The 20,771-nt window shown below is 40.9% G+C and carries 17 protein-coding genes; 10 read left to right on the top strand and 7 right to left on the bottom strand.

Features of this window, described 5'->3' with window-relative positions; genetic code table 11:
- Positions 1–275: 275 nt before the first annotated feature.
- From NSMS1_RS19235 to NSMS1_RS19225, 3 genes are all read left to right on the top strand, one after another.
- Positions 276–1,313, top strand: coding sequence for a ComEA family DNA-binding protein (locus NSMS1_RS19235; RefSeq protein ID WP_224086375.1), 1,038 nt, complete (start codon positions 276–278; stop codon positions 1,311–1,313).
- Positions 1,314–1,558: 245 nt separating this feature from the next.
- Complete coding sequence (locus NSMS1_RS19230) at positions 1,559–1,993, top strand: bacterioferritin (protein WP_224086374.1); 435 nt, start codon at positions 1,559–1,561, stop codon at positions 1,991–1,993.
- A gap of 180 nt (positions 1,994–2,173) precedes the next feature.
- Positions 2,174–3,121, top strand: coding sequence for an FTR1 family protein (locus NSMS1_RS19225; protein WP_224086373.1), 948 nt, complete (start codon positions 2,174–2,176; stop codon positions 3,119–3,121).
- Between the two features lie 132 nt (positions 3,122–3,253).
- Here the strand turns inward: NSMS1_RS19225 and NSMS1_RS19220 are convergent, their stop codons facing one another.
- The 6 genes from NSMS1_RS19220 to NSMS1_RS19195 all read right to left on the bottom strand — a co-directional run bounded on the left by NSMS1_RS19220 (position 3,254) and on the right by NSMS1_RS19195 (position 10,768).
- Positions 3,254–4,174, bottom strand: a complete 921-nt coding sequence (locus NSMS1_RS19220; RefSeq protein WP_224086372.1) for an ABC transporter substrate-binding protein — start codon at positions 4,172–4,174, stop codon at positions 3,254–3,256.
- A gap of 323 nt (positions 4,175–4,497) precedes the next feature.
- Positions 4,498–5,552, bottom strand: a protein-coding gene (locus tag NSMS1_RS19215; RefSeq protein WP_224085966.1) for an IS630 family transposase whose coding sequence is annotated in 2 segments (ribosomal slippage) — positions 4,498–5,157 and positions 5,160–5,552 — 1,053 coding nt in all. Because the reading frame shifts where the segments join, the coding sequence is not laid out codon by codon here.
- Positions 5,553–5,812: 260 nt separating this feature from the next.
- Positions 5,813–7,282 carry a dihydrolipoyl dehydrogenase family protein gene (locus NSMS1_RS19210; protein ID WP_224086371.1) on the bottom strand — a complete coding sequence of 490 codons (1,470 nt, stop codon included), beginning with the start codon at positions 7,280–7,282 and terminating at the stop codon, positions 5,813–5,815.
- A gap of 38 nt (positions 7,283–7,320) precedes the next feature.
- Complete coding sequence (cobD, locus tag NSMS1_RS19205; RefSeq protein WP_224086370.1) at positions 7,321–8,418, bottom strand: threonine-phosphate decarboxylase CobD; 1,098 nt, start codon at positions 8,416–8,418, stop codon at positions 7,321–7,323.
- Positions 8,419–8,444: 26 nt separating this feature from the next.
- Entirely contained in the window at positions 8,445–8,729 is a 285-nt protein-coding gene (locus NSMS1_RS19200) for an HU family DNA-binding protein (RefSeq protein ID WP_010998076.1), read from the bottom strand.
- 584 nt (positions 8,730–9,313) lie between these two features.
- Positions 9,314–10,768 carry a cobyrinate a,c-diamide synthase gene (locus NSMS1_RS19195; protein WP_224086369.1) on the bottom strand — a complete coding sequence of 485 codons (1,455 nt, stop codon included), beginning with the start codon at positions 10,766–10,768 and terminating at the stop codon, positions 9,314–9,316.
- A gap of 215 nt (positions 10,769–10,983) precedes the next feature.
- Here NSMS1_RS19195 and NSMS1_RS19190 point away from each other — a divergent pair, with 215 nt between their 5' ends.
- From NSMS1_RS19190 to NSMS1_RS19170, 5 genes are all read left to right on the top strand, one after another.
- Entirely contained in the window at positions 10,984–13,212 is a 2,229-nt protein-coding gene (locus tag NSMS1_RS19190) for a family 10 glycosylhydrolase (RefSeq protein ID WP_224086368.1), read from the top strand.
- A 426-nt stretch (positions 13,213–13,638) separates the two neighbouring features.
- The gene (locus NSMS1_RS19185) at positions 13,639–14,589 is read left to right on the top strand and encodes an AAA family ATPase (RefSeq protein WP_224086367.1); all 951 of its coding nucleotides are present in this window, start codon (positions 13,639–13,641) and stop codon (positions 14,587–14,589) included.
- 3 nt (positions 14,590–14,592) lie between these two features.
- Positions 14,593–15,165 (top strand): type II CAAX prenyl endopeptidase Rce1 family protein, encoded by a 573-nt coding sequence (locus tag NSMS1_RS19180; protein WP_224086366.1) that lies wholly within the window; start codon positions 14,593–14,595, stop codon positions 15,163–15,165.
- 32 nt (positions 15,166–15,197) lie between these two features.
- Positions 15,198–16,508 carry a DUF58 domain-containing protein gene (locus tag NSMS1_RS19175; RefSeq protein WP_224086365.1) on the top strand — a complete coding sequence of 437 codons (1,311 nt, stop codon included), beginning with the start codon at positions 15,198–15,200 and terminating at the stop codon, positions 16,506–16,508.
- Between the two features lie 153 nt (positions 16,509–16,661).
- Positions 16,662–16,844, top strand: coding sequence for a PCP reductase family protein (locus NSMS1_RS19170; protein ID WP_224086364.1), 183 nt, complete (start codon positions 16,662–16,664; stop codon positions 16,842–16,844).
- A gap of 123 nt (positions 16,845–16,967) precedes the next feature.
- On the opposite strand, the gene NSMS1_RS19165 is transcribed toward NSMS1_RS19170, so the two are convergent.
- Complete coding sequence (locus tag NSMS1_RS19165) at positions 16,968–17,459, bottom strand: hypothetical protein (protein WP_224086363.1); 492 nt, start codon at positions 17,457–17,459, stop codon at positions 16,968–16,970.
- Between the two features lie 211 nt (positions 17,460–17,670).
- Here NSMS1_RS19165 and NSMS1_RS19160 point away from each other — a divergent pair, with 211 nt between their 5' ends.
- Both NSMS1_RS19160 and acs read left to right on the top strand, forming a co-directional pair.
- Positions 17,671–18,264: a DUF2808 domain-containing protein gene (locus tag NSMS1_RS19160; protein ID WP_224086362.1), complete on the top strand. Its 594-nt coding sequence runs from the start codon at positions 17,671–17,673 to the stop codon at positions 18,262–18,264.
- A 452-nt stretch (positions 18,265–18,716) separates the two neighbouring features.
- Positions 18,717–20,690, top strand: coding sequence for an acetate--CoA ligase (gene acs / locus NSMS1_RS19155; RefSeq protein ID WP_224086361.1), 1,974 nt, complete (start codon positions 18,717–18,719; stop codon positions 20,688–20,690).
- Positions 20,691–20,771: the final 81 nt, after the last annotated feature.

Genomic DNA, 20,771 nt, shown 5'->3' with positions numbered 1-20,771 from the left:
TTGTTTCGTATGTTTTGATTCCCAGGCGGCAACCTGGGAATTGCTAAAACTAGGCAAGGGCCTGATTGGATTATAAAACTCATAGTTTTGTAAATTACTCAGTAAGTTGGAAAATATCATTAAGTTTAATAGGAAAATTTTTCTGATAGTTGATAAAGAATATCATTTATGGTAAACATTCATAATATCTATTGCAAAAATATATCAAATTTTATTCATAAGCAATAGCTTAAAAACCTAGTAATTACTAGCTTTTCCTACCTTGAGAAACAACAATGGTTAAACTTCGTTACATCTGCTTGGCTGTCGCCGCCTGCTTCATCGTTTCCCTAAGTTCTTGCACTGGAGGAACACCCACAGCAGATAATTCCCAATCAGGTACTGCTAACTCTACCGCTCAGACGACGGAAACTGTCAATCATGCTGGACATGCTAGTAAAGCCAAAATCAATATCAACACAGCTATTTTGTCAGAGTTGGATAAGTTTGAAGGTAAGTTAGGTGTGCCAGCCTTATCAAACAAAATTCAAGCTGGTCGTCCCTACGGTAGTCCTGAAGATTTAGTAACGAAGAAAGTTATTACTCAAGAACAGTTCGACCAAATTAAGGATCAGGTGACTGTACAAGAAGTTGTGTTAGTGGGTGAAGCCAAAGATGTTGATTACATGACAAAGCTGGGCTTGATGAAAGGACATTTATTAGTAGCCCAAGAACTACTTGACCAAAATCAGCCCAAACAAGCAGAACCCCACATTGGACACCCTGTAGAGGAAATCTACGTGGATGTGGAAGACCAATTAAATGAACGTAAGGTTAAAGAATTTAAGACAACTTTGGTAAGTTTGCAAGATTTAGTCAAATCTAAACCAAAAGATGCCAAAGTCAAGACTAATTTTAGTGCTTCAGAGCAGTCTATTAATGGCGCGATCGCCACTTTACCAGAAGCCCAACGCAACAAACCCGGATTTGTCTTGCAAGTAGTCAACGGTTTATTAGATGCAGCTAACTCCGAATACGGCGCGGCGATCGCAGATGGTAAAATTTCTGCTGCCATCGAATATCAAGACTCTCGCGGCTTTGTATTCTACGCTGACGAACTCTATCAAGGGATTTCTTCTCAATTAGCGCAAATAAACCCTGAAGCCAACAAAGCCATACAAACTAGCTTTGCTGAACTCAAAAAAGTCTGGCCAGCCGCCATCCCTCCAGCAACACCAGTTAAAACCACCCAAGAAGTAACTAAATTAATCAAAGATATTGAGGCAAACTCTCAAAAGGTGATTGATCAATCAAGTACACAAGCGCAAAAATAGCTGACTACTCGGTTGGATGCGGAAACTGACAAGTTTAAAATAAATGGGGAGTAATACCAATTCAAAATTCAAAATTTAAAATTAAGAAAACCAGATATTACAAGGGTTTTGGAGTTAATATCTGTTGCTTAATTTCAAAGAATTGGTATAAGGTTGTTAAAAGTTAAAAGTGAACATTATTTAACCTTTTAACACCTGTAACCTTTTACTCATGACGCTCCATTCATAATTGTGATTATCTACTAATGCAAGAGCTTGACCACAATAAGACCATCGACTTACTCAATGCCATCATGGAATTTGAACTGGCTGGGGTAGTACGCTATACCCATTATTCTTTGATGGTGACTGGGCCTAATCGCATTCCCATCGTGGCTTTCTTCAAAGCACAAGCCAGCGAATCCTTACTTCATGCCCAACAAGCAGGCGAAATTCTCACGGGATTAGATGGACATCCTAGCTTAAGAATTGCCCCAATGGAGGAAACCCATAAGCATTCAGTCAAGGATATCTTAGAAGAAAGCTTGAACCATGAACGAAGGGCATTGGATATGTATAAAGCTTTGCTAGATACTGTAACTAATGCCAGTGTTTACCTAGAAGAATTTGCTCGTGGCATGATTGGACAAGAAGAGATGCACAATCTCGAATTGAAAAAAATGCTGAGAGATTTTAGTTAATAGTCCAGAGTCAATAGTCCATAGTCTATAGTTTAATACTGTTGACTATTGACCCTTCCCTACGGGACGCTAACGCGAACGGGTTCGCCAGTTCCCTACGGCGGGAAACCCGCCTACAGGACTGGACTCACTGTTGACTGCTGACTGTTGACTGTTGACCGTTGACTAATAACTAACATCATGGACTTTAGTACTGCTCTACCTACTTATTTCATTACACTCCGAGAGGGAGTAGAAGCCGCCTTAGTTGTTGGTATTGTGTTGGCTTTACTGAAAAAAGCCAAGCAAAGCCGCCTCAATTCTTGGGTGTATGCTGGTGTCGGCGTTGGTATTGTTGTTAGTGCGCTGATTGGGGTGCTGTTCACTTGGATAATTAAGGTAGTCACAGCTGCTAATCCTCAATACGCCTCTGTAGTTGAGCCGATGCTAGAAGGTGTGTTTAGTGTTTTGGCGATCGCCATGCTCAGTTGGATGTTACTCTGGATGACGAAACAAGCCAGATTCATGAAAGCCCAAGTTGAAGGGGCAATTACTGAGGCGCTAACGCAAGATGCTAATGCTGGCTGGGGGGTTTTTAGTTTAATATTAGTTGCCGTTGTCCGCGAAGGTTTTGAGACGGTATTATTTGTTGCCGCTAACTTTCAACAGGGAATTGTCCCAGCAGTTGGGGCGATCGCGGGTTTAGCTAGTGCAACTGCGATCGGTGTACTCTTATTTAAGCTGGGCGTTAAAATTAATATCCGCCAGTTCTTCCAAGTGATGGGCGTTTTATTAGTTTTAATTGTTGCAGGATTAGTAGTTTCTGCCCTAAATCATTTTGATGAAGCTATAGCTAATTTAGCTCTAAGCAACCGCGCCTCAGAAGACCTTTGTTTCTATTACGAACACTTTACTAAAATTCACTCTTGTATTTTAGGACCGCTTGTTTGGAATACTGAAAAAATATTACCTGATGAGCAGTTTCCAGGAATAGTTCTTAAATCATTATTTGGTTATAGAGAACATCTTTATATTGTAGAAGCAGTGGGCTATCTCGTATTTTTACTCACTGTAGGCGGTTTATATTTCCGCAGTTTAACAGGTGGTTCGGAGAAAGCGACAAAAACCGTATCAGTTTCTCAAAGATAAAATTTCGTTTGTAGTAAGGGCTTTAGCCCTTTTTTTAGAACTAAAATCCTTACTACAAACTTTGAATTATTTATCATCTGTTTTTAAATTACTAGTTCTAATTTTTAGCCTTAACTTAACTGTGTTAACTACCTATAAGAAATCTTGCTTAAGCTGCTCACAAGCTTTTTTTATAGCCTCTATACTACCTGGGTTTACTAATCCATAATAATCAAAAACATATACTCGATTATTTTTAGCTGCTGCTAATTTTTGCCAAAAACCCTGCTTTTTGAAATCATCCAAAACTGCCGTTTTGGAACTACTTTGAGGAGAATTAATTAAAATAATTGCTTCTGGATTTGCTTCTAAAACCTTCTCTGCTGAAAGAGTCACATAACCAGAAATCGGACTTTTACCTTGTAACTCTGCGGCTAAGTTTTTTACCTGGAATTTTTCTAACAAATCTCCAGCCCAACTATTCTTATTTGGAGCTAAAATTGGTTGACTACTTACCAGAACTAAAGTCGAAATATTTGTTTTTGTTCCCTCTGGAAGAAAACTATTATATTTTTCTAATAAAGGTTGAGGATTAGCATCAATTAACTGAGCAAGTTTTTTAGTAATATCTTCCAAAGATGACCAAGTATTTATTTGAGTGAGCAAAGTTTCAATACCTAATTGCTGTAAACGTTGAATTGGTTGGTTAGAGAAGCCTTCTGCGCCAATGACTAAATCTGGTTTAAGGGCAACAATTTTTTCTAAATTAGGAGGACTTTGACCTTCGCTAACACGAGGAATATCTTGAAAACGTGGGTCACTTTTAAACAATGCACTACCAGAAATACCCACAAGTTTTGTTTTATCAAGTTGAGCGATAATATCAGTAGTTAAAGAAGAAAGAGTGATAACTCTTTTAGCAGATATTTTGGGTAATTCTTGAGATTCACTATTAGCTGTTGTAATACTTGGTTTAGCTTGTGTCTGTAGTTGCGGAGTATTTGTAGTATTACACGCTATTAAAAATATACATAAAAGAATGGCACAAGTAGATACTATCCAGCGACGCAGCATATCAAAATTCCTTTTTCGCTACAAAAATATAGCAAAGACAATATAGCAGAAGGCAGTGGTGGTTCGGCTAGGCGGTAGTCGAAATTAACCAAGCAGGAGCGAAGAAGGCTCTAGCCTATTTCACTATTGTTTACATAGTTCGGTTTTTTACGTCGTTTTATTTGGTATACAATAATCAAGTTTTTCAGCCTCTCCCCAGCCAGGAATTTAAGTCATCCACTTTTAAACAGTTCTATTAGTTGCTACATATTGAAGAAAAAAAGCGAGTATAAACACTAGTCTAAGTAAGTCGTGGAGAAAATTTATAAGTATGTAACAAAGAATTAAGCAGAAGAATAAGAGTTAAATTTTACACGTTGCGTACTGTAGTTTCCCTTTTCTCCTCTATTTTGAACTCCATCAATGACAGCATAGGCAAGGTCTAATTCATCCTCAAAACTTTGAGAAGCTAGTTCATTTTTTTTCAGGTGTTGCCACTCCAATTCAATTGGATTCATCTCTGAGCAATATTTAGGTAAAAAGAAGATGTACAAACCCATCTCTTCCCACTTTGTCCATAATTGCTGAACTTCTTTGCACCGATGTATCGGGCCGTTGTCCTGAACGATGACTCTGATACGACCTGCTTTTTGGGCTTCAAGTGCTTCAAGCTCCATCATTTGAATATAGGATTTGCGTGAAACGCCACCAATCACTAGACCGTACACAAAACTAATTAGGGGTTGAAGAAACCCAATAATACTTAACCTTCGACCCCGACGCTTACTCTGCTCCAGGCGTTTTTGCTGACCTCGGAAGTAGTAACTGTAACTGGGTTCACTCCAGGCACAAAACCCTGATTCATCCATATACTTTAAATCGATTTCTCCAGCAGCAGCAGATAATTCCAACATCTCTAAGTCTGCCTGTTTGATTTGCTGCAATACTTTGTCTTGCTTTCCTTTGTGGCTTTTTCTAGTTCGCTTCCAAATGACCCCCTTTTTTTGAGTACCTGCCTTAACCAGTCAGGACTCAATTTCACGGAGCGTTCTTGCTCTAATTTTTGGGCTAATTGAACACTATTATATGTACGTGGTTCTTGCTCCAAGCATTTTTCTAAGAACGCCATGTCAGCTTCTGCCCACCTTGATTTTCCTCCCCGCCCTGCTTTCTCCCACAGTCCTTCTAGACCTTGTTTTTCCCATCTATGCAAAACTTCTCTTACTGTTTGGGCAGTCCAGTCAAAGTGATCTGCTATCTTCTCTACGTACCAACCATGTGCGCTTAATCTGATCACTTCGGCTCGGTCTTTCACTTTCTGGGGTACATCTGCCGTTCTCAGGTTGAACAAAATTTTATCTTGCTTAGGAGTCAGAAATACCCTTAAACGGCTGCCCATATCCCTGTTACCTTGGTAGACACATTTATGTATTTACTTATCTTTACACACTTTGGTTTTTTCACCTTGTTCTACTTATACTCTCAAAAGCAAATCTTGATGACTGTGTTACTCGCCTTAGAATATACAAGGTTTTGTAGAAAAGCTTTACATAATATATAGTGATAAACCGAAAAAAACAATGTTGTATAGATAACAAATCACTATTTCTTTAAACTTTCTATAAGTATGATTTTTAACCAAGAAGAATATCAGATAAACTATAAATTCCAATTACGGCGCAATTGAAAGAAGTCATCTAACCATTCTTGTCGAGCCGAGTTGTTATTTAACTTCTGCTGACTAAACTGATTTGCTGTTTGGTCTATAATTTCCGAAAAACTGGGATAAATAGTAGATAAATTAGCTAAATCTTGAATCGAAATATTCCTAGAGATAGCTAACGCAATGATATTAATTAAATCTCCAGCTTCTGCACCAAATATAGTTGCGCCTAAAATCTCACCGTTGCGCCTCACAACTAACTTACAAACACCACTGATTTCATTCCTGAGTTGTGATGCTGCTATTGATTTATAGTAATTTTGTAAAATTAAAGCTTCTTGTTTGTTAAATTGTCGGTTTGCTTGATTTTCCGTCAAACCTACTTGCGCTAGGGTTGGGGAAGATAATATTGCCCAAGGAATAGGTCGGTAATCAACCTTTAACCTGGGAAAAAATAGAGCATTGTTGAGGGCAATTCTGGCTTCGTAATTAGCAATGTTGGGTAAGTCGTAACCACCAATGACATCCCCACAAGCATAAATTCGGCGATTAGTAGTTTGTAGTTGATCATTGACGAGTAAACGATGCTGATGCCATTTCACCCCGACCTGTGGCAAATTTAAAGATGCTATGTTTGGTTGCTGTCCTATAGCTACTACAATCTCATCAGTTTCAATAGCTTTTTCTCCAGCTTGAATCCATTTTTTATCCTCAATGCGCATAACTTGCGTGACTACTTTTTGAGTCAGCACCCGCACACCATCAGCTTCTAACTGTGCTTGCAGCAATTGGGCAATTTCCGGGTCGAGATGAGGTAGAAGATGAGGAGACTTAACTACCAAAGTCACGTTGCAACCCAACTTTGCTAAAGTTTGTGATATTTCAATACTTTGAGGACTACTACCAATAATTACCCAATTTTTAGGTAGTTCTGGAGATTGGAAAGCTTGCTTATGTAGATATTGCCAAAGATTGGTAGGTGTTAGGTAGCCAGTAGCTTGTAGTCCTTCAATTTGAGGAGTTGCTGAGAGAGAACCAGTGGCGAGTAAGTAAGTACGACCTCTTAGTAAACGCTGATTAATAGCAAATGCTAAATGAGGGGTAGTTTCAAATTGACCACTTTCAACAATGACATCAACTCCTTGTGCTGCCAAGTTAGCTAGTGATGTTTGTTCTTGGATATTAGCAACAACACCTTGCGCCGATCGCAATGCTTCTGTCCATGCTACAGAGATTTGGCACTTTTCGGCAGTATCAGCGTGTATAGTATTAATACCAAAACCAGCCAAATCACGGGATTTTTGGGCAAGGTTAGCAACCTCACTGATGGCTTGGTGAAAAATTACGCTGTTATTTAGCTGAGGCTCAACTAATGCCACTTTAGCTCTTAGTTGTGTGGCAGTTAAGGCAGCATAGCGCCCCGCAAGACTGCCGCCAATAATCACGACATCGTAATCAATTGTCATTGGTCATTAGTCCATAGTCCATAGTCAACACTCCTGACTTACAACTCAGCACTCAGCACTGATTTAATGGCTGTTAATAGGCGTTGGTTATCGGTGTGGGAACGGACGGCTGTGCGGAAAAAGCGATCGCCTAGTTCTTTAAAGCTTAGACAATCTCGGATTAAAATCTGGTGTTGTTGGAGTAATTTTTGCTGTAACTGCAAACTCGATTGTTGTGTCTCCACTAATAAATAGTTGGCGGCGCTGGGGAGGGGTTGTAATCCTGGGATGGCGGTTAATCCTTGAAATAATTCTTGGCGTGCTGGTGGTAGCCACTGCCAAGTTTGTTGTTGAAAATCTCTATCCGTAAGGGCAGCTATGGCCGCCGCCGCCGCCAAGGTGTTGACAGGCCAGGGGTCACGCCACAACTGCCATTTTTGCAAACGGTCGGGGTGAGCGATCGCATATCCTAATCTCAGTCCGGGGAGACTATAGAATTTTGTGAGCGATCGCAATACTACTAAGTTGGGATATTCTTGTACCACCGGAATCAGGCTTTGTTCCTCATCTGGTGCGACAAAATCCATAAATGCTTCATCCACCACCACCAAAGCAAACTGTGATAATAAAGGCAAAATTGCCTCGCGTGTAAATAGCTTTCCTGTTGGGTTGTGGGGATTGTTCAGTAATAAAGCGTAATGAGTGCTGTTAGCGGTAGCGGGGCTGATGAGTTGTGGTAATTGGTACTCGTCCCTCAGTACTCGTCTCTCAGCACTAAGAAGGGGAAACTCCAGGACTTTGGCATTGTAGGCCATTAAGGTTCGGTAGTAATCACCAAAGGCTGGAGTTAGTAAAATTGTTGCTGCTAATTGAGCTAATTCCCTACCTGCGAGGGTAAGTAATTCTGCTGAACCATTGCCCGGCAGAATCCACTCTATAGGTAATTCATGGAAATGACCTAGAGCTAGTCTCAGTTCACTGTAATCAGGGTCTGGATAATGCCTGAGATTACTAATTTGTGAACAAATAGCAGCGATCGCACTTTGAGGCGGCCCCAACGGGCTAATGCTTGCGGAAAAATCCACAATTGCATCCGCAGAACAGCCAGCTAATGCTGCTGCCCAAGCTAAATTTCCCCCATGAGATGGTTGCCGCATCAAATTAAGCTTCCTAACAGTAGAACCTACGCTTTTGGGGGTGCTACTTTTTCTCTAAACAATTTACCTGCGGAGAAAGCAGGAACCCTTGTCGCTGGAATCTCCATCTTTTCGTTAGTTTTGGGGTTACGACCTTCACGAGCTTTACGTTCCCGTGATTCAAATGAACCAAATCCTACTAGCGTTACTTTATCGCCAGAAGAAACAGCTTCAATAATCGTTTCCAAAGCGGCTGTTAAGACGGCATCAGCTTGTTTTTTAGTTACACTCGCCTTTTCAGCTACTGCATCAACCAATTCACCTTTGTTCATTTGGAACTCCTTGTAATGTTTACTCGATATTCAGTACGAATGCACTTTGTCGCATCTGTACTGAAATCTCTGTTTGGAGAGATACAAAAGTCTTCCTTTGGGAGTATTTATACTCAAAATGGCTGTACATCCCATCGGCTCTACTTTTCAATGAATCATTCTAAGGTGTTCAAGCCAGAAGTGGATAGATGAAACCATTAATTTATATGGATTTCGGGATTTTTTTTATTTTTTGCCTCATTGTTACCCTCAAAACTACGGCAAAAGTAGGAAAAAATACCTAGTAAATACCCTTGTGGCTAGAGTAACTTTGGCAATTCAAAATTCAAAATTCAAAATTCAAAATGGCTGCTTGTAAATTAGTGAAAACCTTACTGACAAAGGATGACAGCTTTAAATCAACCATTTTGTTTTGTAGCTTCAGAACAACAGTTTAGACCACTTAAAGACTAAATGTTAAGTTTTGTGACTAAGGTTAATCCTTGGCAGACACAGCAAGAGCTATAAGGCGATCGCTATGGCAATTTGTAACAAAATATTAACAAAAAATGGGAAGTAGGAGGTTAGAAACTTTTACTCAGCACTCACCACTCATGACTCAGCACTAAACTACACTGCTGAATAAACCGCAGGGGAATCTCTATACTCTCTCCCCAATGAAGATGAATGTAGGAAGCATGAATATTTTTAGGTAAACTCCATCCTTCAAGTCCCATATCTTCTGAGGAATCGTAGCGGTAAGTTTCAAATAAGGGCTGAGTAGGTGGTGTAATCAAGCTTGAGCGATGAAATTCATGCCCGTAAATCTTTGTACCTGCATTTACTAACAAGCTATCTTGCAAAGCCACAGCACGACGATAGCCTAAAGTTAAACGTCTACCCATAGCCGCAGATGAGGGTAATATTCCTACCATCGGCCAAGATTTACCATCAAAATCTACAATTTGCTCACACAGATACATCAATCCTCCACATTCGGCAATTGTGGGCATTCCTGCCAAAATAGCTTGTTTTACAGAGTGACGAGCGCTGCCGTTTTCGGCAAGTTGCTGGGCAAAAACTTCTGGGAAACCGCCCCCAAAATACATCCCCTGTACACCTGACGGTAGTTCCTCATCCGTTAAAGGACTCCAAAACACCAGTTCAGCCCCCAGCTTTTGCAACAAATCAAGATTGTCTTGGTAGTAGAAATTAAAAGCGCGATCGCGGGCTATGGCGATTTTGGGAGATGAGGGAGATGTAGCTTTAGCTTCCCGCAGGGTGGGAGATGAGGGGGATAATAATTCACTTCTGCCTTCTAACTCCTGCCTTTTACCTCCTACCTCCTGCCTCCTGCCTCCTGCCTCCAATAGAGGTAATAACCTTTGCCAATCGAAACAGGTGTCACCTAAGTCAGCTAGGCGATTGATTACCGCATCTAATTCTGGGAGTTCGGCGGTGGGAATTAAACCTAGATGGCGATCAGGAATGGTGATGTCATCTTGGCGACGCAGTACACCCAGTATTGGTAATTGCAAGGGTTTAAGGGAATCTTTTAGTAACGACAGATGGCGATCGCTGCCTACACGATTTAATACCAACCCAGCTATTTTCAGCCTGGGGTCAAAAGAACAATAACCGTGAGCAATCGCTGCTACAGAACCCGACAAGCGGCTACAATCAATCACCAAGACTACAGGCACATCTAACAGCCGTGCCACATGAGCAGTACTAGCAAAGTCAGTACTAAGTTTTGAATTGATTTCTCCCTCACTCCCTACTCCATCAAATAACCCCATAACCCCCTCAACTAAAGCATATTCACTCTCTTGAGCATGATGAACAAAGCATTGTTGAACGTAAGCTTCTGAAGTTAATACTGGGTCTAAATTGCGGCAAGCATGACCAGTTACATAACTGTGAAACATAGGGTCGATATAGTCTGGGCCGACTTTGAAGGACTGCACACTGGCACTGCGTCGAGATAAAGATGCTAAAAGGGTGAGGGTGACTGTTGTCTTACCCACTCCGCTACGTTCCCCAGCGATAACTAAAGTCATAGTAAGGATAAAGGTCTGATCGATCTGAAATCTTAGAAGAGTAGTATACCGTCCCAGTTAAAATTCTAACTTGGCACTCCTGAGCTATTAATTACGTCAAGTTCGTAGCCGGGACTTTAGCCCTGATTTTTTTCATGACGGAAGTCTTTATTACAAACTATTTAGGACTGCCTTGCAGCAAACGTTCTCAATTAAGGATTTATCTTGAGCCAGTAATGTCAACTGAATTTTTGTACCACAGCATCCGAGTTAACACTTGGTTAACTAAGTTATTATCTTTACTCAAATTGTTTTTTGTTCGGTTATTTAGGCGATCGCCAAGGCATAGCCCATTGCTGCCAGTTCTATTTGCCTTATCATTTGTCACAGCACTTTTACTACAGAATCTTACTCCAGTAACCGCACAACTCACCGAGTCGCCACGCCAAGAGATTCGCGGAGTATGGCTGACGAATAATGACTTTGATATTCTCAAAGACCCCGCTAAAGTACAAGAAACCTTGACTCAATTGCGGCAGTTAAATTTCAACACTATTTATCCTGTGGTTTGGAATGATGGTTATACTAAGTATCCTAGTGCCATTACCCAACGTATGGGTATTCCTTATTTCTTCAAAGGTACACAAGGGCAAGATGTAATTGCAGACATCATCAATCAAGCTCGTAGTCAAGGTTTAGTGGCTATACCTTGGTTTGAGTTTGGTTTTATGGTTCCCCTAACTTCCGAACTAGCATCGCAAAAGCCCAATTGGCTGACGCAAAAACAGGATGGAACCCAAACATCAATTTCAGCTGCGGGTGAAGTAGCATGGCTAAATCCCTTCCACCCAGAAGTGCAGCAGTTTATTACCGACCTTGTGGTAGAAATTATTACCAAATACAACGCTGATGGGATTCAATTTGACGACCACATGAGTTTACCTGTTGATTTTGGGTATGACAAATACACTGTTAACTTGTACACTCAGGAAACTGGAAACCCACCGCCTACTAATCCTCAAGCTCAAAGTTGGGTAAAATGGCGTGCCGATAAAATCACAGCTTTTATGGTGAGACTAAACCAAGCTGTAAAAGCCAGAAAACCTAATGCAATTTTTGCAGTTTCACCTAATTACTATGACTTTGCATATAAACTGCAATTACAAGATTGGATTAATTGGGTGCGTTTGGGTGTTGTAGACGAGCTTGCAGTCCAGGTTTACCGCAATGATTTGTCCAGTTTTATTACAACAATTAGCACTCCAGAAATTACAGAAGCACAGCAATTAATACCTACTGGCATTGGTATTATGACAGGTTTGCGAAATCGTCCAACTTCAATACAGCTAATTCAGGCAAAAGTACAGGCGGCGAGAGAACGCGGTTTAGGTGCGGTTTTCTTTTATTACGAAAGCCTATGGGAGTTTGGGCCAGAACCTGCTTCACAACGACAGGCTACATTTCAAGCATTATTTACTAATCCTGCTTGGCGTGATACTTCTCAATTTCGACCCAGAAAACCTAGTTTTAATACTGTGTCCTTTCCTTTGTATTCTAAAGGTTCCGTTGCTCAAACAAATCGCGGTTATTTTGTCGAATTAGCAGTAGCCAACGGTCGTCCAAGGCGTGTGCTTCTGGATACGGGGTCTGCGGGATTGAGAGTTCCTAAAGAATTTTTAGGCAATGCTCCTATTAATAAAACTGGTCAAGTAGTCAAGCATGTATTACATGATGGGACTATTTTAGAAGGGGAAATAGTTTATGCTAATGTGCAGTTTGGTCTAATTTCTACTGAAGAACCTGTGCCGATACAAGTCGTCACTAGCCGCCGATGTACTGCCCAAAAACCTAATTGCTCTGCCAAAAGTGGAAAACCTTTCTCTGGTATTATCGGTGTTAATTATTCAGAAAAGTCGTTGCCTTATAATCCTTTAAGGAAATTACCTGGAAATTTAAGTAATGGATTTATCATTACAGGTAATCGTGGAGATAATAACGGGAATATAATTTTTGGTTTAACACCACAGAACAGTAATGGTTTTAATTTAACTTCTCTAACTCCACAGCCAGCAATGACTGGTGTTCCTGGTAATAGATGGGACTCTAGAATTAACGGAGTTTGTGTAGCGATCGCCCAGAGTAGCATGAATAATACTTGTAATGGCAGAATGGTTGTGGATACTGGCATAAACACCAGTTTTATTGAGTTTAAATCTGCCTCGCTGATGGGTAAGCTCAAACCCGGAAGGTTAGCCCCAGGAAATACTCTCAAGGTAGGGATTCCGCGTATTTTTGAATATAGTGTTACCCCAGGAAACCGCAACGGATTTAATCTATGGAATGCGAATCTTTCCCCACAAATAGAGCAATCTCTGGTTGTCAATAGTAGCATCGCCTTTATTGATCAGTACGATGTACTTTATGACTCAGTAAATGGCAAACAAGGTTTCCGCGATCGCATTTAAAAATTTGATCACAAGTTTGCTAAATATTTAGCATAGTGTGGGGGCTGGTAATTGCTAATAGGTAATAGGTAATAGCAAAAAAAAATCCATTAGCTATTACCTATCCAAAAAAGGACATTGTTTTATTAAAAAAAAACCGAATTTTTAATACTCTTTGCAGTTAGAGTAAGCATTAATTATTTCTTGGAAAAGTCGTAAATTAATTATCGTTGAACATTCAACAGCCATAATGGAAATTTGCTTATACTTCCTGAGACATTACACGCATGACTAATGTAGCCATTCTGAACTTGATGAGGTACATTAACCACAATGTGTTAAACATCAAAATCAGCGACTCACAGAGTCAACAGTGCTGAGTTAAGAGTATAATTTATTACTTTTTTCTCTTCCCGCCTGCTTCTGCCATTTTTATAAAGAAAACTTATGAGTGAAACCTATTCCATCTTTCTTAGCCTAAGTGAAAAACTTAACCGAATCATCGTAGGGCAATCGCAACTGATACAGCAGCTACTGATAGGGTTATTGTCAGGTGGACATGTAATTTTAGAAGGAGTACCAGGAACAGGTAAAACGCTTTTGGTAAAAGTTTTAGCCCAGTTGATTCAAGCCGAGTTTCGTCGGGTGCAACTAACACCGGATGTTTTACCATCGGATATTACAGGAACAAACATTTTTGACTTAAACAGCCGTAATTTTACCTTGAAAAAAGGCCCTGTCTTCACCGAAGTCTTACTAGCAGACGAAATTAACCGAACTCCACCGAAGACACAAGCAGCTTTGCTAGAAGCAATGGAAGAAATGCAGGTAACTCTGGATGGGGAAAGTTTACCTTTGCCGGATTTATTTTGGGTCATCGCTACGCAAAACCCTTTGGAGTTTGAGGGTACTTACCCTTTGCCAGAAGCACAACTAGATAGATTTCTTTTTAAATTAGTAGTAGATTACCCCGACCAAGCGGCAGAAAAGCAAATGTTACTCAATCGTCAAGCTGGTTTTGCTGCACGACGTTTAGATATTAATAATCTGCAACCAATAGCAACAGTAGCAGATATTTTACAAGCAAGGCAGGCAGTCAAGTCTATCAAGGTATCCGAAGCTATCATTGATTATTTGTTAGCACTGGTGAGGGCTTCACGCCAATATCCTGATTTGGCTTTGGGTGCTTCACCCCGCGCGGCTGGTTCTTGGTTGCAAACTTCTCAAGCTGTAGCTTGGTTAGCAGGACGAGATTTTGTTACTCCAGATGATGTGAAAGCATTAGCCTCACCTTTATTACGTCATCGTTTGATTCTTAAGCCTGAAGCTATGTTAGATGATTTACAAATGGATGGGGTAATTGCGGCTGTAGTTAACCAAGTCCCTGTACCAAGGTAGAGAATGGCTATTATGCGCGGGGAAATACAACAGCAATGGAAATTTCTCAAATCAAAACTAAGATATCGGTCAATAGCAGCTTTCTCTACGCTGCCTAATATCCAAGCTTGGTTAACGACATTAGTAATTTTATTGCTTTTTACTGCGATCGCCTTATCTATTGGTTTTTACAGTCATTTCCTCAAGTTTGAGTTTTTACCAAACTCACCAGTAAAAATTATTACGATTGTCACGGGTTGTCTTTTCATCCCTGCTATCCTGGAGGAGCTTACATTCCGGGTTTTACTACTGCCTCACTTAACAGAAAATCCTACAACTAGTCAACAATTTCTCTGGGGATTTGCTAGTGTAGTGGCTTTCATTCTTTACCATCCCCTTGAAGGTCTAACAGTTTATCCCCCAGGACGGCAAACTTCTCTAAATCCAGTTTTTTTATTATTGGTAGGACTTTTAGGAATTACTTGTAATATTATCTATTACCAAAGTGGTTCTATTTGGCCTTCCGTTTTTATTCACTGGGTAATTGTAGTAATGTGGTTACTCTTTCTGGGTGGTTACGCACAACTCACCCCATAATTATCTTCTTAATTACGAATTACAAATTAAAAATGGTTCCCGCTAAACGAGTTTATTTATTATTACTTTTAGGACTGGCGATCGCACCCATCCTATCATTGTTAATTGGTATTTTTGCGAGTATCACTCTAACTCTGCTATTTGATATCACCGTTTTAGTGTTGATGGTAATCGATAGTAGGCGAGTACGTCCCTTAAGGGTAGAAATTCAGCGTCAATTACCACCACGCTTATCTATTGGTCGGGATAACCCAGTGATATTAAGAGTTACATCAGCAAAGACTGACGCAGTAATTCAAATCCGCGATTATTATCCCAGTGATTTTGATGTATCTATCCCTGTACTACAAGCAACTATTCCCCTGCAAGGTCAGGAAGAAATAAAATATACAGTCAACCCAAAACAGCGTGGAGAATTTGCTTGGGGAAATATTCAAGTGCGACAGTTAGCGCCTTGGGGTTTAGCTTGGGATGATTGGCAGATTCCCCAAAGTTTACAGGTGAAAGTTTACCCTGATTTAATTGGGTTGCGATCGCTCTCGATTCGTTTGACGCTACAATCATCTGGCTCTATGCGACAATCACGACAGTTAGGCATTGGTACAGAGTTTGCCGAACTGCGAAACTATCGCACTGGTGATGATTTACGGCTAATTGATTGGAAGGCTACAGCCCGTCGTGTGGGGCCGCCATTGGTGCGGGTATTGGAACCAGAACAAGAACAAACACTGATTATTTTATTAGATCGCGGTCGGTTAATGACTGCTAGAGTCCAAGGTCTACAACGGTTTGATTGGGGCTTAAATGCTACATTATCATTAGCTCTAGCCGGATTACATCGTGGCGATCGCGTGGGAGTGGGTGTATTTGACCGTCTCATGCACACATGGATAGCACCAGAACGAGGTCAACATCATTTAAGTCGTCTAGTTGACCATCTCACACCCATTCAGCCAGTGCTATTAGAGTCAGATTACCTGGGCGCTGTGACAAATGTCGTACAACAGCAAACCCGCCGCGCCTTAGTGGTAGTAATTACCGATTTAGTGGATGTCACCGCTTCTACAGAACTCTTGGCTGCACTTACTCGACTAGCACCACGCTATCTGCCATTTTGCGTCACCTTGCGCGACCCGCAAGTAGACCGTTTAGCCCACACTTTTACAGAAGATGTCACCCAAACCTATAACCGTGCAGTAGCATTGGATTTATTGGCACAAAGACAAGTAGCTTTTGCCCAGTTAAAACAAAAGGGTGTTTTAGTCCTTGATGCACCAGCTAACCAAATTACCGACCAGTTGGTCGAACGATATTTACAACTCAAAGCGCGTAATCAACTTTAATAATATTTGTTATTAAATAGTTTTGATGTACAGAAAACTAGTATAAAAACATTGATATATCAGATAATTTACAGTCATTTTGATGAAGTTTTGTGACGAGTCTGATTTGGCAAGCCCAACTCAGCAACTTGGATTAGAAAAGGTAGACGTGATATGAGCGAACATAATACTGATAGCTTACGCTGGACATCAGAAGCAAAAATCAAGTTAAAAAATATTCCCTTTTTTGCTCGTTCTCAAGCTCAAGCCAGAATTGAACAGTTAGCTCGTCAAGCAGAACAAGATATAGTCACAGCCGAGTTAGTAGAACAAGCCAGGCTAGAGTTTGGACAGTAACAACAAAGCCTAAACTTGTAATTAAAAATTAAAAAAGACACAAAGTATTCATTTGTGTCTTTTTATTTAAAAAATATTCCTAAAACTATACGAAATAATTTATGGCGATCACATCATAAATTATTACTCTGGTTGTTGCCAACACCAATAAAAGAGTGCGCCACCTGCAACTAATTTAACGACTTCTAACAGAAAATAACTGCCATGTAATAAATTCATCTGTGCAGGAACAGTAGAGGCTGTTTCAAACAGATTAAGATCAACTCCCACAGCGCACATTTGCGGAGTTAACAAATAAGTATTGAGGATAGCGATCGCAAACAAAATTATTGCTGCGAATGTAATGTTCAGGTTCCAGTAGTCATGGTTTTTTCGCCAGACTAATGCGCCAGTTAAAACTACAGCCGCCGATAACAATTCTAAGCGATTAAAGCCCCAGAAAATTACATAACCTGCTGTAGTAAAACCTGTTTGACTCATCATACCTGATAAGTAAAGACTAGGCATAATTACCCAATCTAAAACTAGGCTGGAACTGAGCCAAAAGCCCAGAGCAAACAATATCGCAGTTTGCCAACTCGGATGCTTGGCTGTAACTTTAGAAATGGTATTCATAGGAATAATTGCTGGTGTTATATTTTTAGTTTCTAACTTACATAGTAGCTTTGACAATAGATATCAATTATCTTTTACAAAACAATTGTATTGTTAAGTAACAATCGTAATATTAGTAATCTATTGCTAAAAAATGTAAAGTTTTTTGTAAAATCATTTAGCAATATATAAACGATATAATTATTATCTAACTGGTCAAACAAGTAGAGTTATGCGCCTTGCAGTATTATTAAGGACAGCGATGGGCTACGCCCCGCCCTTGGCGATCGCTAGCGTAGTCATACTCGAAGGCTGTACCATGCCCCCAAGTCAAGCAGTTCAATTGCAAGATGGTACAGTATATTTTGTTGAGCCGCCGCGCCTTGTAGAAGCTGCTACAACTTACAATGAAGTCAATATTTGGGGTGCAACGTACTATTTCACCGTTAGTTTGCCAGAAAAGGCCAGCGAACCCTTACAACAAATCACCATTAACCAGCGTGAGGGAGTAGATAATATTCGCTTCGACCTCAAAAACAGTGTAGCTTTTGAAGGTACACGCTCCCGCAAAGGACAGCCCATTGGGTTAAAAGATGTAGTGCAGAATCGTCAGGCTAGAACAGTATCCATCACATTTGATCCACCAGTAGAGCCAGGTAAAACAATCACTATAGGCTTAAAACCTTTGCAAAATCCCTCAATCTCAGGAGTCTATCTATTTGGTGTGACAGCATTTCCTCCAGGAGAAAAAACACATAGCCAATTTCTCGGTTTCGGCAGATTGCAATTTTACAATTACGGTAGAAGCTTTTCTCCTTTCTGGTAAGGTAATGGTAATTTCTAATACCCTACAAATTTATGGTAACGTTACGCAGCAAAGGCTAATGCCCATGTAATTTGTAATTAATGCACATACGTTGTATAAATCTTTATAGAACCTGTTTCTAGACTTTACTGTGTAACCTAAGCAATAATAACTACTTAAACTAACAAAGAATTAAACTTTTTACATACAAATGAGTAGACAGGTTGTATCTGTGTAAAAGCAGCCTGCTATCTACCTATCTTACTTATACTAAATTGTGTGCCAACATAATCTTCCTACTCCCTATTCCCTACTCCCCACTCCCAGCCCAAGTTACAATCTTTAGCTACAACTTGACACAAAGAATAAATTGACACATTGCGAAAAGTAAAAACTAGAGTGGATCTCAACATTGTTGGACACAACTCCGATAAAAATAGTTTTCAGTAACAATACTGTTCATCCTTATAACTATGCCGCAGCCAACTATAGAATCAATCCTGCAAGAGAAACGTTTATTTCATCCCAGTGCCGAGTTTTCCCAAAAGGCCCAGATTAAAAGTTTAGAAGACTATCAGCAACTTTATGATAGAGCCAAAGCCGATCCGCAAAAGTTTTGGGCAGAGTTAGCCGAAACAGAACTACACTGGTTCCAAAAATGGGATACAGTACTAGATTGGCAACCACCTTTCGCTAAATGGTTTGTAAATGGGAAGATTAATATTTCCTACAACTGTTTAGATAGACATTTAACAACTTGGCGCAAAAATAAAGCTGCACTCATTTGGGAAGGAGAACCGGGAGATTCCCGCACCCTTACTTATGCCCAACTGCATCGGGAAGTTTGTCAGTTTGCCAACGTCTTGAAACAACTGGGAGTGCAGAAAGGCGATCGCGTCGGTATTTATATGCCAATGATACCCGAAGCGGCGATCGCTATGTTAGCCTGTGCCAGAATCGGCGCACCCCATAGTGTGGTATTTGGTGGTTTTAGTGCGGAAGCATTACGCGATCGCTTAATTGATGCCAAAGCTAAAGTAGTAGTTACAGCTGATGGTGGCTGGCGAAAAGATGCGATAGTTCCTCTCAAGGAACAGGTAGATAAAGCCTTAGCTGATGGTGCAGTTCCCAGCGTCGAAAATGTCCTAGTCGTCAAACGAACTGGACAAGACATTTATATGCAGTTGGGAGGACGCGATCATTGGTGGCACGATTTACAAAAAGGTGCATCTGCCGACTGTCCCGCCGAACCAATGGACAGTGAAGATTTGCTATTCGTCCTCTACACATCTGGTAGCACAGGCAAACCCAAAGGTGTTGTACATACCACTGGTGGTTATAACCTATATACTCACATGACCACCAAATGGATTTTCGACCTGCAAGATACAGATGTATACTGGTGTACCGCAGATGTAGGCTGGATTACCGGACACAGCTACATAGTTTACGGACCCCTCTCCAACGGTGCAACCACGCTGATGTATGAAGGTGCGCCCCGTGCTTCAAATCCCGGTTGTTTTTGGGATGTAATTGAGAAATATGGCGTAAACATCTTTTACACCGCACCCACAGCCATTCGCGCCTTTATCAAAATGGGCGAACACCATCCCAAAGCCAGGAACCTATCTTCCTTAAGGTTATTAGGAACCGTTGGTGAACCCATCAACCCAGAATCTTGGATGTGGTATCACAAAGTGATTGGTGGTGAACGCTGCCCCATTGTTGATACTTGGTGGCAAACTGAAACGGGAGGTATTATGATTACAGCCTTACCCGGCGCAATCCCTACCAAACCCGGTTCCGCCACTCGTCCCTTCCCTGGCATCCTTGCGGATATTGTGGATTTAGAGGGTAACTCTGTGCCTGAGAACGAAGGTGGTTATTTAGCAGTGCGATACCCCTGGCCAGGCATGATGCGGACAGTATACGGCGATCCTGAACGCTTTCGCCGCACCTATTGGGAACATATTCCCCCCAAAGATGGCAACTATACATACTTTGCTGGTGATGGTGCGAGAAAAGATGAGGACGGCTACTTCTGGGTTATGGGGCGTGTGGATGATGTATTGAATGTATCAGGGCATCGCCTGGGTACGATGGAAGTAGAATCAGCTCTGGTATCTCACCCAGCCGTGGCTGAGGCGGCGGTAGTAGGTAAGCCAGATGAACTCAAGGGTGAGGAAGTAGTAGCTTTTGTGACTCTAGAGGGTACTTACCAAGCCAGCGATGACTTGAGTAAAGAACTCAAACAGCATGTAGTGAAAGAAATTGGTGCGATCGCTCGTCCTGGTGAAATCCGCTTTACAGACGCATTACCCAAAACGCGATCGGGTAAAATCATGCGCCGCCTACTACGAAATCTCGCCGCCGGACAAGAAGTCTCAGGTGATACTTCCACCCTAGAAGATAGAAGCGTCTTAGATAAATTAAGAGAAGGCGCATAATTATCGCGGATAGAGTAGAGGTTACAGGCTCAAACGCTGCTTGGTAAGTTGGAAAACATCTAGTTTGCATATTGAAATTAG

The sequence above is a fragment of the Nostoc sp. MS1 genome (genome assembly GCF_019976755.1).
Taxonomy (GTDB): domain Bacteria; phylum Cyanobacteriota; class Cyanobacteriia; order Cyanobacteriales; family Nostocaceae; genus Trichormus.
The sequence above is the reverse complement of the archived record's forward strand: the minus strand, read 5'-3'. Positions and strand labels throughout refer to the sequence as shown.